At 60.4% G+C, this 13,896-nt stretch carries 13 protein-coding genes and 1 pseudogene; 7 read left to right on the plus strand and 7 right to left on the minus strand.

Going from position 1 to position 13,896, the window contains the following annotated elements; translation table 11 throughout:
• The first annotated feature begins 15 nt into the window (after positions 1 to 15).
• Positions 16 to 942: a pseudouridine-5'-phosphate glycosidase gene (locus IM739_RS13980; protein WP_237368322.1), complete on the plus strand. Its 927-nt coding sequence runs from the start codon at positions 16 to 18 to the stop codon at positions 940 to 942.
• Between the two features lie 77 nt (positions 943 to 1,019).
• Here the strand turns inward: IM739_RS13980 and cckA are convergent, their stop codons facing one another.
• The gene (gene cckA, locus IM739_RS13985; protein ID WP_237368323.1) at positions 1,020 to 3,635 is read right to left on the minus strand and encodes a cell cycle histidine kinase CckA; all 2,616 of its coding nucleotides are present in this window, start codon (positions 3,633 to 3,635) and stop codon (positions 1,020 to 1,022) included.
• A gap of 273 nt (positions 3,636 to 3,908) precedes the next feature.
• On the opposite strand from cckA, the pseudogene IM739_RS24135 reads away from it, so the two are divergent.
• Positions 3,909 to 4,232 (plus strand): annotated as a pseudogene (locus IM739_RS24135) (flagellar biosynthetic protein FliO); the annotation flags it as partial.
• A 1,370-nt stretch (positions 4,233 to 5,602) separates the two neighbouring features.
• Here the strand turns inward: IM739_RS24135 and dksA are convergent.
• Positions 5,603 to 6,022, minus strand: coding sequence for an RNA polymerase-binding protein DksA (gene dksA, locus IM739_RS13995; protein WP_009109440.1), 420 nt, complete (start codon positions 6,020 to 6,022; stop codon positions 5,603 to 5,605).
• A gap of 274 nt (positions 6,023 to 6,296) precedes the next feature.
• On the opposite strand from dksA, the gene IM739_RS14000 reads away from it, so the two are divergent.
• From IM739_RS14000 to IM739_RS14015, 4 genes are all read left to right on the plus strand, one after another.
• The gene (locus IM739_RS14000; protein WP_237368325.1) at positions 6,297 to 6,803 is read left to right on the plus strand and encodes a SixA phosphatase family protein; all 507 of its coding nucleotides are present in this window, start codon (positions 6,297 to 6,299) and stop codon (positions 6,801 to 6,803) included.
• A 145-nt stretch (positions 6,804 to 6,948) separates the two neighbouring features.
• Positions 6,949 to 8,424, plus strand: a complete 1,476-nt coding sequence (locus IM739_RS14005; protein ID WP_237368326.1) for a YcjX family protein — start codon at positions 6,949 to 6,951, stop codon at positions 8,422 to 8,424.
• On the plus strand, positions 8,421 to 9,524 hold the full coding sequence (locus IM739_RS14010) for a YcjF family protein (RefSeq protein WP_237368327.1): 1,104 nt from the start codon (positions 8,421 to 8,423) through the stop codon (positions 9,522 to 9,524). Before IM739_RS14005 ends, IM739_RS14010 begins: the two co-directional genes overlap by 4 nt.
• Positions 9,525 to 9,666: 142 nt before the next feature.
• On the plus strand, positions 9,667 to 10,221 hold the full coding sequence (locus tag IM739_RS14015; RefSeq protein WP_237368328.1) for a hypothetical protein: 555 nt from the start codon (positions 9,667 to 9,669) through the stop codon (positions 10,219 to 10,221).
• A 35-nt stretch (positions 10,222 to 10,256) separates the two neighbouring features.
• Here the strand turns inward: IM739_RS14015 and folK are convergent, their stop codons facing one another.
• Genes folK through folP form a run of 3 tightly spaced genes read right to left on the minus strand, consistent with a single transcriptional unit; the run spans position 10,257 to position 11,999 of the window.
• The gene (gene folK, locus IM739_RS14020; protein ID WP_272911315.1) at positions 10,257 to 10,781 is read right to left on the minus strand and encodes a 2-amino-4-hydroxy-6-hydroxymethyldihydropteridine diphosphokinase; all 525 of its coding nucleotides are present in this window, start codon (positions 10,779 to 10,781) and stop codon (positions 10,257 to 10,259) included.
• The gene (gene folB, locus IM739_RS14025) at positions 10,765 to 11,133 is read right to left on the minus strand and encodes a dihydroneopterin aldolase (RefSeq protein WP_237368329.1); all 369 of its coding nucleotides are present in this window, start codon (positions 11,131 to 11,133) and stop codon (positions 10,765 to 10,767) included. The genes folK and folB overlap by 17 nt, the downstream gene beginning before the upstream one ends.
• Entirely contained in the window at positions 11,130 to 11,999 is an 870-nt protein-coding gene (folP, locus tag IM739_RS14030) for a dihydropteroate synthase (RefSeq protein ID WP_442981136.1), read from the minus strand. The genes folB and folP overlap by 4 nt, the downstream gene beginning before the upstream one ends.
• A gap of 116 nt (positions 12,000 to 12,115) precedes the next feature.
• On the opposite strand from folP, the gene IM739_RS14035 reads away from it, so the two are divergent.
• A complete protein-coding gene (locus IM739_RS14035) occupies positions 12,116 to 12,739 on the plus strand; it encodes a DUF922 domain-containing Zn-dependent protease (RefSeq protein WP_237368331.1) in 624 nt (207 codons plus the stop codon).
• 308 nt (positions 12,740 to 13,047) lie between these two features.
• On the opposite strand, the gene IM739_RS14040 is transcribed toward IM739_RS14035, so the two are convergent.
• The gene (locus IM739_RS14040) at positions 13,048 to 13,368 is read right to left on the minus strand and encodes a 2Fe-2S iron-sulfur cluster-binding protein (RefSeq protein ID WP_113142481.1); all 321 of its coding nucleotides are present in this window, start codon (positions 13,366 to 13,368) and stop codon (positions 13,048 to 13,050) included.
• 136 nt (positions 13,369 to 13,504) lie between these two features.
• Complete coding sequence (locus tag IM739_RS14045; RefSeq protein WP_237368332.1) at positions 13,505 to 13,876, minus strand: Hpt domain-containing protein; 372 nt, start codon at positions 13,874 to 13,876, stop codon at positions 13,505 to 13,507.
• Between the last annotated feature and the right edge of the window lie 20 nt (positions 13,877 to 13,896).

Below are 13,896 nucleotides of genomic sequence, written 5' to 3' on the forward strand. Positions count from 1 at the left end.
CATCTGGAAGCTCAAATGAACCGTTCCATCTCCCCCCTCCTGCCCATTGCCTATTCCAGCGAAGTCAGCGCCGCCAAGCAGCGTGGCGCGCCGATCGTGGCGCTCGAATCGACCATCATCACCCACGGCATGCCTTACCCTGGCAATCTCGACATGGCGAAGAGCGTCGAAACGATCATCCGCCAGCAGGGCGCAGTGCCGGCGACCATTGCCGTGATGAATGGCGTGCTGCATATCGGCCTCGAGCCTTCGCAATTGGAAGCGCTGGCCCAGATGAACAACGTGATGAAACTGTCGCGCGCCGACCTAGCCTTTGCGCTCGCCGAGCGCCGCAATGGCGCCACCACGGTCGCGGCAACGATGATCGCCGCCTATCGTTCCGGCATCCATGTCTTTGCAACAGGCGGCATCGGCGGCGTGCATCGTGGCGCTGAAGAAAGCTTCGACATTTCCGCCGACCTTGAAGAACTGGCACGGACGGCGGTCATTGTTGTATCTGCCGGTCCGAAGGCCATTCTCGATATTCCCAAAACCCTTGAAGTGCTTGAAACCCGTGGCGTGCCGGTCGTCACCTATGACAGCGAGGATTTCCCGGCTTTCTGGTCGCGCAGTTCCGGCCTCAAGAGCGTCCTCAATCTGACAAGCCCTGCAGCGATCGCCAACTTCCAGAAGCTGCGCGAACAGCTTGGCATCGATGGCGGCATGCTGATCGCCAACCCCGTTCCCGAAGCAGACGAGATCCCGCGCGAGGAAATGGAAATCTACATCAGCCGCGCGCTGGCCAATGCCGAACGGGACGAGATCGCCGGAAAGCAGGTCACCCCGTACCTGCTCGACAATCTCTTTCATCTCACGGAAGGCCGCAGCCTGAAGACCAATATCGCGCTGGTCGAAAACAATGCTCGTCTGGCCGCGGAAATCGCAGTCGCAATGAACGGCTGATACCGTCGCCGTAGCCAAGAAGCAAAAAATCCGCGCTGTCGCCAGCGCGGATTTTTTAGGTCCGATATCCCAGGATCTCAGCCCTGGCCGTCAAGCATCTCACGAACGGCCACCGCCAGCTGCTTCAGCGAGAAGGGCTTGGGCAGGAAACCGAATTTGGCATCCGCGGGTAGATTGCGCGCAAACGCGTCCTCGGCATAGCCGGATACGAAGATGAACTTCATGTCGGGATAGGTCTTTCTGAGTTCGCTCAGCAGCGTCGGCCCGTCCATTTCCGGCATGACGACGTCGGACACGACAATGTCCACAGCGCCGCCCAGTTCTTCCAGGATCTCCAGCGCCTCCACGCCTGATCCCGCCTCATGCACGGTATAGCCGCGCGTTTCCAGCATGCGCTTGCCACCGCGCCGCACCGCCTCCTCGTCCTCGACGAGAAGCACGACGGCCGACTTTCCGGTCAGATCGCGGTTCTCGGTGGACGAATCGCTGCTCGCAGCCGAAGCAACGTTCGCAGCAGGATCCGGCGCACCGGCCACGTGTTCTATCACCGGCTGGATCTCGGGGATGTGCCGCGGCAGGAAAATGCGGAACGTGGTGCCCTTGCCGACTTCCGATTCCGGATAGATGTAGCCGCCAGACTGCTTGACGATGCCATAAACCATGGCAAGACCGAGACCGGTGCCCTTGCCCACTTCCTTGGTCGTGAAGAAAGGCTCGAAGATCTTGTCCATGATATCAGGTGCAATACCCGTGCCGGTATCGGCAACCTCGATCAGCACCATTTCTTCCGCCGGCAGGCCGCGATACTGGAAATCGCCTGCTTCCTGCGCAGAAACGTTGCGCGTCGACACTGTGATTGCCCCGCCTCCCGGCATGGCATCGCGCGCATTGACGCAGAGGTTGATCATCACCTGCTCGAATTGCGACAGGTCCGTCTTCACCGGCCAGAGATCGCGGCCATATTCAACCCGCAACTTGACATTGCTGCCGGAGATCAAGCGGTCAACCAGCATGCGCAGATCGCCGATCACATCGGTGAGATTCAACACCGAGGGGCGCATCGTCTGCTTGCGGGAAAAAGCGAGCAACTGTCGGACCAATACGGCCGCACGATTGGCGTTGCGCTTGATTTCCATCAGGTCGGCGAAGCTTGCATCCGAAGGCCGCGCCTGCAGCAGCAGATGATCCGACGACAGAAGGATCGCGGTCAGGACGTTGTTGAAGTCATGCGCGATACCACCGGCAAGCGTACCAACGGCATTCATCTTCTGAGTCTGCGCCATCTGCGCTTCAAGCGCCTTCTGGTCTGTGACATCAACGGCATAGACGATCGCGGCCTCTTCAGGCGCCTCGTCGCTCTGGTCGATAACGGCATTGACATAGAAGCGGAAGTGGCGGGTATCGCTGACCGGATGGCGGCTGTCGATCGGGGCGATATCGACCTGGCGATCCTTGGCCAGCGCCAGCGCATCATGAAACCGCTCGCGCTCGCTCTCATGGAACACGATTTCCAGCCTGTCATGCTGCTCGATTTGATCGCGAGTGATGATGTCGGCAAACAGTTTCATGAACGGCGCATTGGTGCGCAGGATTCGGCCTTCGCCATCGACGGACGCGATCGCCATCGGCGTGTTGTTGAAGAACCGGGTGAAACGCATCGATGCGACCGAGGCGGAGTGATCGCCGGTATCGCCACTTTGCCGGGCGAGCACGATCGACCGGCTTTCGCCCGGTGCCCCGTCACGCGCTGCGCGTACCCGGTGTACCAGTCGCACGGGCAGGATCTGGCCGTTGACCCGGCGCAGGTCAAGATCCAGCGTCTCTGTCCGCGAATTGCCGGGTTCGGCCTGTACCGAATTGATCAATGCCATGCCTTCGCCGGCAACCAGATCGGCAATCGACATCGAGCCCGGGCTGAACTGCGTCAGGTCGACGCCCAACCATTCAGCAAGTGTCGCATTGAGATAGTAGATTTCGCCCTTGCGACCAGCGGAGAAGAAGCCGGCCGGCGCATGGTCGAGATAGTCGATTGCGTGCTGCAATTCCTTGAAAAAGCGCTCCTGATCGTCGCGTTCGACGGTAATGTCGGAGATCTGCCAGACATGCAGGCCGCGTCCGCGGCTCTCGTTCTCCAGCAGTCTCGCCTTCAGGCGGTACCAATGGGCACCGGAACCATTGCCTGTCTGATTGCCGAGCGGCTTGAGCAGACGGAACTCTTCGTAGCTCTCGCGACCTTCTCGCAAACCGTTCGTCAGCCGGTATAGCGCCTCGCTCGACTCGCGATAACGCGACAGCAAGGCTTCGAGCGTCTGCACATCCGTCGCTTTCTTCGCGCCGGTCATCTCGCCATAGGCCGCATTGGCGTAAACGATGCGGCCCTCCGAATCGGTGATCAGCGTGCCTTCCGGCTGGCTGGCCAGAAATCGCCGCGCCAGCGTATCGGTATGCGACTGCGGCATGACCTCGACGAAGCCGATGACGGCCGAAACGATGAAGAAGATGCCCATCATCGCCAGAACGCCGAGAACTCCGAGAACGATCTGGTTGTCCAGCTGGTCGCGGAAAAAGACAAAGGCAGCGGATGCTCCGATCAGCACCAGGGCCAGCAAGAGAATGCGCAGCGCTGTACCGAATCCGCCCCGGCGGTCCACCAGAGGGCTGTCGCTATCGCCGGGCTTCTGCTGTCGTGTCATGAATGCCTCTTGCCTGTCCGCGCCCTGCTCCCGACCCGTTACGGGAATCGGCGCACCGTCCTGTTTAGCAATTTGCAAGGGGTGCAAAAAGCAAAGAAAGGCCGAAACCTGCGCGCTTTGTCGCTACCCCACAGGATTGCCGCATTCTGCATGGAAATTGAGGGGTGGCGCTCCATGTAATTGCTGCATGGGATAGCCGACAAGTCATGATTGCGGGTCATGATTGCGGAAAGGCCTATCTTCTGCGAGAAAGCCTTACAAGGAGAGCCTATCATGCTGGACGAACTGATTTCCGCCTACGGCAACCGTTTACTGGTTGCGGCACTTGGTGTGGCGCTCGCCCTGCTGTGTTTGTTCATCGTGCTCTGGCTGATGCGCAACCGCGCCTCCTCACCCTTCGTTCGCGGCGGCAGAAACCGTCAGCCCCGCCTGCAGGTCCTCGATGCCGCAGCCGTCGACGCCCGCCGACGCATTGTCCTGATCCGCCGCGACAATGTCGAACACCTCGTCATGATCGGCGGCCCGACCGACATCGTCATTGAAAGCGGCATTGGCGATGACCGCGCCTACCTTTCGACTTTGGCCGTCCAGCCCCAGGCCCAAGCTCTGGACGCATCGCCGAACCTCCCTCACACCGAGTCAGCCAAGATTGTTGCCCTTCAAAGCGTAACGGAACCCGCCGAAAAAAGTACACTTCCCACGGAGGTGGCCGTTGCCGCGGACTTGGCAATGGCCGAACCGGAACCCGTCCGCTCCACGCCACCGCCCGCTTCCGCGCAGGTGGAGCCAGCAGCCCCTGTACGCCCCGCGCAGCCAGCCGGCACCGTGCCAGCGCCGAAAGTGCCACCAGCTGCCCGCGCCCCGATATCAGCGGCAGCCCCGATTCCCGTCGTTACCCCGCCCGCAGTCTTGGTAGCGCCTGCCATCGCAGCAACGACGATCCCGGTGATGACTGCGCAGGCGACGCTCCAGCAGCCGATGCCGAGTAACGAAACAAAACCGAGCGATCAGCTGCGCTCGCAGAGCGCGACCACCCCGACCCAGATGCACCCGGAACCACGCCTTGACGTTGTCGCCCCGCCTGTTGCGCCGGCTATTGTAGCTCCGCCCGTTGCGGTCGCCCCGATTGTAGAAACGGTTCAGTCACCGTCGATCCCCGCTCCGGTCGAAATTCCGTCCCCCGTTTCGCCAGGAGACACAGCGGACCCGATAACGATCGCGCCTGAAGTTTCACACCAGCCGCACAATGAGCAAAACCGGAAGCCGCAGTTCGAACAGCCTGTGAGCATCGGCCGCGCGCCGGAGGTTCCGTCTATCGCCTCGCCCGCGGTACCGGCCATGCCGGTGCATCAGATCCCCCCAGTAGAGATTGCCTCGGAAGCTGTACCGGCGCGCGCGCCGGATGTGACGGCGCCCGATGCAGCCGACATACTGGAAGCGGCGCGCGCGCGCGTCCTCCCGCTGAACGCAGCCGAACGTCCGGGCGCGGCACAACCTTTCGCCGCCGAACGTTTCGTCCCACAACACGAACCGATAAATGTCGCTCAGGCTGAGGAGCCGGCACGCGACATGAGTGATTTCGAGCGGGTTCTTGAAGAGGAGATGGCGCTGCATTTGGCCGCAGATCCACTGCCGCTGCCCCAAGATAACAATATCAGAGGCGACGGCCCCACGGCCCAACCATTTCTGCCCGAGATCCGCAGCGATAGGCCAGGTCTGCCGGTGTCGGCGATCCTGCCGGAAGGCAGACATGCGACGCCACCGGTGGCGAGACCCTCCGCAAACGCTGACGGCACACCCGACGAGCCCAACTTGCAGAACGAAATCGCCCGCATCTTCGGCGAGATGTCGGCCAGCCGAAACTCCTGAGAAGTAGCCTGATCAGCAAACACAACGAAAAATGCCGGCCCTGAGGCCGGCATGAAAAATCGGTCGCTACACGTCGCGCAGGCGAGAGTGAGGCGTATTCACTCGTCGCGATAAACCTTTTCGCGGCGCTCGTGGCGCTCCTGCGCTTCGATCGACAGAGTTGCGATCGGACGGGCGTCAAGGCGCTTCAAACCGATCGGCTCGCCGGTTTCCTCGCAAAAACCGTAGGTACCTTCGTCGATCCGTTGCAGGGCAGCGTCGATCTTCGAGATCAGCTTGCGCTGCCTGTCGCGAGCACGAAGCTCGATGGCACGGTCTGTTTCGGAGGAAGCCCGGTCGGCAAGGTCGGGATGGTTGGCGCTCTCTTCGGCAAGGTGACCGAGAGTTTCGCGCGCTTCGCGTAGGATATCATTCTTCCAGGCAACAAGCTTTGCCCGAAAATAGGCCCTCTGGTTCGCATTCATGAACTCTTCATCCTCAGAGAGCACATAATTGCTAAGATTGATCTTCTCACTCAACGCGATTCTCCTGAAGAACATCTCAATGTGCGGGTGTATAACCTTTCATTCCAACCTGTTCAAGCCTCCTGACTGTTTCCACGGCATTTTTAAATCTGTTACATTTTTCATCTAAGAGTATATTTTTTAAGCACTATTTGCCGCAACCATCACAAACCCGCTGTCCGCGGAGCGCTGGATGCAGACCACGATATGCCACGTGCGCCCAGTTGACGTGGAGGGTTGATAACCGCTAGTTCATTAGCAGGATGATCTGACGCGGATAACCCAACGGATGACGCTCTCCACCAAGCCTCCTGAACGCATCTATTTGTTGCGACATGCAAAATCCGGTTGGGCCGAACCGGGCGGCCGCGATTTTGACCGCAGCCTTTCCGACGCAGGTTTTGCCGAGGCGGAACTGCTGGCCGAGACCGCCGCAGAAAAGGGATATCAGCCCGAATTGGTGATTTCCTCAACCGCAAAGCGGTGCCGACAGACTGCCGATGCAATACGCAGGGCCTTTTCGGGCCAGTCGGAATTTCGTTTCGTCGATGACCTCTATAATTCACCGGCCGATACATATCTCGAGATCCTGACGTCAACGCGCGGTGTTCAGTCGCTGATGATGTTGGGTCACAATCCAGCCGTCGAGGAGGTTTTTGCGCGCCTTGTCGGCCATGACGTTGTCGGCCGCACCGTGCCCGAAGGCTACCCGACATCTGGCCTTGCCGTGATCGATGCGCTGCAGATCGACGGTCGGGGTCAGGGGTGGAAATTGCAGGACTTTATCGTCGGCTGATCAGAACGGACCCACTCAGTGAGCCACAAGGCGCGCCTGCTCCTTTTTTGCAGCGCAATGCCGACCTATATGCGACGAGGCATATGCTTGCCGCCGGGTGGCGGCGTGCAGCAGACCGCGCCATGACAATTTCAGGAAATCGCCATTGCCCCCTTCCCTGTTCACCAACATTACCGATGAGGCAGCGATTGCTCTCGACAATGTTGCCGATCGTGCCGTCAATCTGGTCCACCCGACGATCCGCCTCGGCGTAACTGGCCTGTCGCGCGCAGGCAAAACCGTGTTCATCTCTTCGCTCGTGCACAACCTTCTGCATGGCGGACGGTTGCCGCTGTTCGAACCGGTTCGCGCCGGCCGCATTGCCGGTGCGAAACTGGAGGAACAGCCGGACGATGCCGTACCGCGTTTCCAGTATGAAGACCACATCCGCGCCCTGATCAAAGAACGGGTCTGGCCGGATTCGACACGGGCAATTTCGGAACTGCGGTTGACCATAGAATACAAGAGCGCAAGCGCATGGAACCGCCTGCTTTCGTCCGGACGCCTGTCGATCGATATCGTCGACTATCCCGGTGAATGGCTTCTCGACCTGCCATTGCTTCAGCAAGACTATCGCCAGTTCTCCGAGGCGACGGCAAGTCTTGCGACGACCGGCGTTCGCGCGGAACTGTCACGCGAGTGGCGCGAACTGTCGGCATCCATTGATCCGCATGCTCCGGCCGACGAAATGCTGGCGCGCAGGCTGGCTGAGACGTTCACAACATATCTGCGCCTGTGCAAATCCGACGAACGCTCGCTGTCGACGCTGCCTCCTGGCCGCTTCCTGATGCCCGGTGACCTGGAAGGCTCACCGGCGCTGACCTTCGCCCCCCTGCCCGCACTGGCCGATGGCAAGGCGCCGAAGGGATCGCTGCAGGCGATGATGGAGCGCCGCTACGAAGCCTACAAGAGCCTGGTGGTGAAACCCTTCTTCCGGGAACATTTCGCGCGCCTCGATCGACAGATCGTCCTAGTCGATGCGCTGCAGGCCATCAATCGCGGGCCGGAAGCGGTTCAAGATCTGGAGCGGGCGCTTGGCGACGTGCTGACCTGCTTTCGCGCCGGCTCGAACAATATCCTGACATCTCTGGTTCGCCGGCGCATCGACCGCGTCCTGGTGGCCGCCACCAAGGCCGATCATCTGCATCACGAGAGCCATGACCGACTGGAAACGCTCACCCGCCGACTGGTGGACCGGGCGATCCAGACGATCGGCATGAGCGGTGCCGGCATCGAGGTCATGGCGCTGGCGTCCGTCCGGGCGACGCGTGAGGCCAACGTCAAGCGGGATGGCCATGACCTGCCGGTGATTGTCGGCACCCCGATGGCTGGAGAACGGATCGGCAAAGAGATCTTTGACGGCGAGCGCAAGACCGCTGTGTTCCCCGGCGATCTTCCCGAGGATCCGGAAGCCTTCTTCCGGTCGCTTGACGCCGGCGAGCCGGCCGAATTGCCTGATCTCGACATTGTCCGCTTCCGTCCGCCGCGCCTTGAGGAAACCGGTGGCGGCATCACTTTGTCCGTCCCTCATATCCGCCTAGATCGCGCCATGCAGTTCCTGCTCGGAGACCGTCTCGCATGACCAAGCCCCCCTCATCCTCCGTCCCCGGCGCGGGTCAGGGCACCGGCAACCGCCGACGGCCTGCGGCATTCTCCATCGAGGCTGCTCCGGAAACAGAACCCCCTCGACCGGCCGCGGCACGCCAACCGCGAGCCTTCTCGCACGATGTGGTGATTGTCCCGGACGAGGAAGACCCCTTTATCGGCGGGGGAGTTGCCGACGACGAGATTCCGCTCGCGATCCCGCGGAGACGCGGTTTTTCCTTCGCGAAAATTGCCGCCGGCGCCTTTGGTATCCTGGTCTCCCTCGCGCTCGGCCTCTGGGTCGATGGCCTGATCCGTGACCTCTTTTCCCGCTCCGACTGGCTTGGCTACGCCGCGATCGGCGTGCTTGCGGTCGGGATCCTGGCTCTGGCAATCGCCATAGGACGGGAGGTAGTCGGCCTCTATCGGCTGGAAGCGGTCCAGTCGCTGAAATCGGAAGCGGAAATTGCCAGCGCCGATCGCAAGCGCCCGGCGGCTCTCGCCGTGGTCAAGCGCCTGACGCGCCTCGTCTCCCATCGCCCGGAGACCGCCCGCGGCCAGAAAGTGATGGCAGAGGTCGAGGAGGATGTGATCGACGGACCGCAACTGATCGAGCTTGCCGAGCGGGAGCTGTTGAGCCCCCTCGACTTCCGGGCAAGAAACCTCATTCTGGGCGCTTCCAAGCGGGTGTCTGTCGTCACCGCCGTCAGTCCCCGGGCGCTGGTGGATCTTGGCTATGTGCTTTTCGAGGTCGTTCGACTGGTCCGCGCCATGGCCGAACTTTATGGCGGACGACCTGGCAGCCTCGGAATGCTGCGTCTGTTGCGCGACGTGATCGCCCATCTGGCAGTTACAGGATCGATCGCGGTCGGCGACAGCCTGGTCCAGCAGGTCCTTGGCCACGGCCTCGCCTCACGTCTGTCGGCGCGCCTTGGCGAAGGTGTCATCAACGGACTGATGACGGCGCGAATCGGCATTGCGGCAATGGATCTGTGTCGTCCTCTGCCCTTCAAGGCTTTGAAGCGACCAGGCATCGGCGACTTCATCGGCGACCTCAAGCCATCGCTAAACGGCAAATCCGGGGGCGAAACCAACTGAGTCTTATGGGCAACACCAACGGCAGAACCTGTGTTTTGCCGATTGCGGGCGATGCCATTTAAGGCTAATTGCAAGGATGCATTAACCAATACCGCGCTAAGTTGACTGCGGGTTTTCTGGTTTCTCGTACCAAGGTAAATCGATGTCTTCTCGCATCTTCTCGTCGCTCGGCCGCAATGCCGTCATTCTGGCCGCCGCGGCACTCCTGCCCGCCACCGTTGCGGATGCAGCTTCGCGCGACAAGCGCTTCTTTGAACAGGTCGCCGGCGTCTGGAAGGGCCCGGGCGAAATTGTTGCCGGCAAATACAAGGGCACCAAGTTCACCTGCAACCTGACGGGCCTCTCAGCGGACGGCAAGGAAGCCGGGATGAAGCTCGATGGCACCTGCCGCGTCGGCGTATTCAGCCAGCCGATGTCCGCGTTCATATCCCAGGCAGGCAGCACCTACAAAGGCCAGTTTCTGGACGGTGCCGACGGCAAGGGCATGGACATCGTTTCCGGAACGGTCACCGGCAACCGCGCGGTCATGGGCATCAACCGCAAGAAACTGAATGGCGCAATGGTCGCGCGCATCGAAAAAGACGATGCGATGAACATCACGATCTCGGTCAAGGTCGAAGATCGCCTGATCCCGGTCATCGGCCTGAAGCTGAACCGTCAGGCCGAGGCAATGGCCGTAACGACGGCCAGCGAATAAAGGCCGAACAGAAACCCGTTATTCGATGACTTCGATCAACCGCGCCACCAGGCGCGGTTTTCATTTGCGACCTCGATACCGCTGCAATCGCTCTGCCCGAGCCAGTCGGCAACCGAAATGCCCCTGACAATCAGGTCCGGGGCGATATCGGCAAGCGGCATCAATACGAAACCACGCTCGGTCATGCGCGGATGCGGGATCTTCAGGTGCTCGCCATCGACACTGGCATTGTCATAGGTCAGGATATCGATATCGATGGTACGGGGTCCCCAGCGCTCGATCCGAACACGCTTCATCTCGCGCTCGATGTCGAGACAGGCGTCCAGCAGCGGTTCTGGTGCGAGCGTTGTCTCGATGGCCGCACAACAGTTGTAGAAATCCGCCTGATCGACTTTCCCCCAGGGCGGCGTCCGGTAAAGCCCCGACACGGCGGTCACCCGACAATCGGAGCGGCCATCGAGATGCCGCAGAGCCGCTGCCATGGCGGATACCGGATCGCCGATATTGCCGCCAAGCCCAAGGGTAGCCTGACGCCACCCAAACTCACCTGAATTGCTCAACGCTCACCTGTACATAGTCGAGAATACCAGCGATTGGCGCGCTGGGCTTGCGCACTGTGATGCGCGTTCTCAGGATTTCGGGAAACCGCGCCAGCAAGGCCTTGGCGATGGCTAGCGCCAGCGCCTCGATCAACATGACGCGCGCACCGGTGACAATGGATTCTATGACCTCGAAGGCGATGCCGTAGTGGACCGTACCCTCAAGCCTGTCCTGAGCAGCGGCCTCGCCGGCATCGACATCGAATTCCGCATCGACGTAAAAACGCTGACCCAGGACACCCTCTTCGGCAAACACGCCATGATTGGCGAAGAAGGAGCAATTCTTCAGGGTAATGGTGAAGATGGCACTCATGGCGTCACTCCTTCGGCAAGCCGCTTTTGTGTCGCAAGCATTGCATCGGCAACGGCAAGTGCATCACGGTTGATCGCGACATTATGAACCCTGAATACGGCTGCTCCCTTCAGACGCAGTGCAATCGTGGTCGCGGCCGTCGCCGCGTCCCGCCCGGCAGCGTCGCGTCCGGTCAGGGTCCCGAGAAATCGCTTGCGCGAGGTACCGGCTAGAAGCGGCAGACCGAAACGATGCAATTCCTCGAAACGCACCATCAGCTCGATGTTTTCCTCCGCCGTCTCCTTGGCAAATCCGAAACCGGGGTCGAGTGTGATCGCCTGAGGAAGAACGCCCGCAGCGCGTGCAATGTCCAGGGACTGCCCCAGGAAGAAAAACTGGTCCTTGATGATGTCGGAAAGCGTCTCCCGTCCGCGTCCCGTATGCATGATACAGAGCCCGGCCCCGCTCGCTGCAGCTACGGATGCAATGTCCGGCTCCCGCTGCAGCCCGTGCACGTCATTGATGATGTGCGCACCCGCTGCAATCGCTGCGCGGGCGGTGTCAGCACGGTAGGTGTCGATTGACAGCAGAACGTCGGTACGGGCAACCAGTGCCTCGATCACCGGAACGACCCGCTCCATTTCTTCCTCGGGCGTCACTTCAGCAGCGCCGGGGCGTGTCGATTCACCACCGATATCAAGAATGTCCGCGCCGGCCTCGACACAGGCAAACGCATGGGCAACCGCCTTTTCGGTCGTGGCATGCAAACCGCCGTCGGAAAACGAATCCGGCGTGACATTGATGATGGCCATCAGTGCGCCCCGCGCCGTCAGGTCCAGGTCCCGACCATGGGCAACGCGCCAGATGCTTCGATTGGCGGTCGACACTTTCATCTGTCCTCTCGACGGAAAACCGCGAAGCTGCAATAGTGCTCGCGGCTTGGCTATGCCCCAAGGGCGCAGCGAATTCAACATTGCGGATCAGAAGATTGCGGAAAATGATAATGTCAAATGCTCGCCGTTTTTGGGCAACCGCAGTCACTGTAGCCCTAGTTTCCGTTTCCATCTCTCCGGCGCATGCCGAAACCATCGTTCGCAAGTCGACAAGCTATTTCCAGATCGGCGGCAAGACCGCGGCGGAGATCGATGACGAACTGACGCGCAAGGGACCGATGACCCAGATGACGGGAAACCGCCATCCCGGAGCCACGCAGATCCGTTTCGGCGGCGACTTGACCTATGTGCGCAAAGGGGAGCGCTGCGCCATTGAGGATGCTCGCGTCACCCTCGACACCAAGATCATCTTGCCGCGCTGGAAGAATCGCAAGCGTGCGACGAAAGAACTCGGCTTCATCTGGGATGCCCTGTCGGCCGACATCAAGCGCCACGAGGAACGCCACGCTGAAATTGCCCGCCAATATGCACGCGATCTTGAAAAGGCGCTGAGGAGACTTCCGACGCAAGACAATTGCGACAAGATGCAGGACAAGGTCGCCGAAGTCACCGATCGCATCACGCTGGCCCATGACGAGGCGCAGATGAAGTTTGACCGCATAGAGGCGAAGAACTTCCAGAACAGGATGGCGCGCATCCTGCGCTACAAAAGCGGCAGGGCAAGTCAGGACTAAACGTTCGGGCGGAAATAACCCACCAAAAATTATAGCTCGCTAATGCAGCAAGGACACATCTTGCTCGAAACTTGCGACAGCACCTGTGAATAACCGGCTATTTCTCGGCGTGGCACTTGATAAGAATCTGAAATATACCTGTCATCAGCAAACGTTGATTAAGCGTTTTCCGATTTGCCAGTTCTCCCGGCGCGTCCTGGTGCCACAGGTGTTTCCTCCCTCGCCTGCTTGGCGATGCGCCCCCTTGCCCCGCTCCTCGCTCCGCGAGAGCGGGGCTTTTTTTTGCAGCGGGGGCGTAGGAAGTCTCATCAGCCCTGGCGTTCGGGAACATGCACCACAAGGCCATCAAGCGCAGCCACGACCTTGATCTGACAGCTCAGCCGAGAGCTTGGCTTCACGTCAACGGCGAAGTCGAGCATGTCTTCCTCCATGGCCGAAGGTGCGCCGACCTTGTCGGTCCAGGCATCGTCGACATAGACATGACAGGTCGCACAAGCGCAGGCGCCGCCACATTCGGCGTCGATCCCGGGAACGGAATTGCGCACGGCATTTTCCATGACTGTCGAGCCCTCGGCGGCTGCGATGTCGAAGCGCGTGCCGTCAAAGGCGATGATGCTGATATTTGCCATGTGTCGTGTGTCCATGCTTCGCCAAAAAAATCCGCGAAGTCATCCAACAAATCGAAACACCAGTCAACTCACAGGAAAGCAGTCAACTCTAAGGAACCACGCGGGCACCGTTCGTCCGTCGCGTCTCTTGTCCTGCCTAACGGGCGAGCTTGAGGATGAAATGCTCCGCCTCGAGAACAGCGGCACTCACCGAGGCAACCGAATCGATGGTCGCACCCTTTGTTTCGATCAGGTCGGCTGCCCCGGCAACCCGAAGAGCACCAACCGCCATTGCAGCATTCCTCAGCCGCTGTGCGGCCGCCTTGACCTGGAGCGCGTCGCGATCGCTGGCCAGAGCCTGAAGACAGCCGCGGGCCTGGCGCGCGAACATCTGAAGAATCTCGATCTCGACGGCGCGGTCGCCCTTGGTCTGGGTAGCAAGATGAACAAGGTCAACAGGACGCTGCTGCGAGGGGCACAGGCCGCCAAAATTTTCAGGAGCTTCGAAAGCGACATTTACGGCTGCCATAGCCAAATTCCTTCTTTTCT

The organism is Rhizobium sp. SL42, assembly GCF_021729845.1.
Lineage (GTDB): Bacteria > Pseudomonadota > Alphaproteobacteria > Rhizobiales > Rhizobiaceae > Allorhizobium.

Coding starts and splice junctions, on each gene's coding strand:
- IM739_RS13980 (WP_237368322.1), top strand. CDS start 16: ATGAACCGTTCCATCTCCCCCCTCCTGCCCATTGCCTATTCCAGCGAA.
- cckA (WP_237368323.1), bottom strand. CDS start 3,635: ATGACACGACAGCAGAAGCCCGGCGATAGCGACAGCCCTCTGGTGGAC.
- IM739_RS14000 (WP_237368325.1), top strand. CDS start 6,297: ATGACGCTCTCCACCAAGCCTCCTGAACGCATCTATTTGTTGCGACAT.
- IM739_RS14010 (WP_237368327.1), top strand. CDS start 8,421: ATGACCAAGCCCCCCTCATCCTCCGTCCCCGGCGCGGGTCAGGGCACC.
- IM739_RS14015 (WP_237368328.1), top strand. CDS start 9,667: ATGTCTTCTCGCATCTTCTCGTCGCTCGGCCGCAATGCCGTCATTCTG.
- folB (WP_237368329.1), bottom strand. CDS start 11,133: ATGAGTGCCATCTTCACCATTACCCTGAAGAATTGCTCCTTCTTCGCC.
- IM739_RS14035 (WP_237368331.1), top strand. CDS start 12,116: ATGTCAAATGCTCGCCGTTTTTGGGCAACCGCAGTCACTGTAGCCCTA.
- IM739_RS14040 (WP_113142481.1), bottom strand. CDS start 13,368: ATGGCAAATATCAGCATCATCGCCTTTGACGGCACGCGCTTCGACATC.
- IM739_RS14045 (WP_237368332.1), bottom strand. CDS start 13,876: ATGGCAGCCGTAAATGTCGCTTTCGAAGCTCCTGAAAATTTTGGCGGC.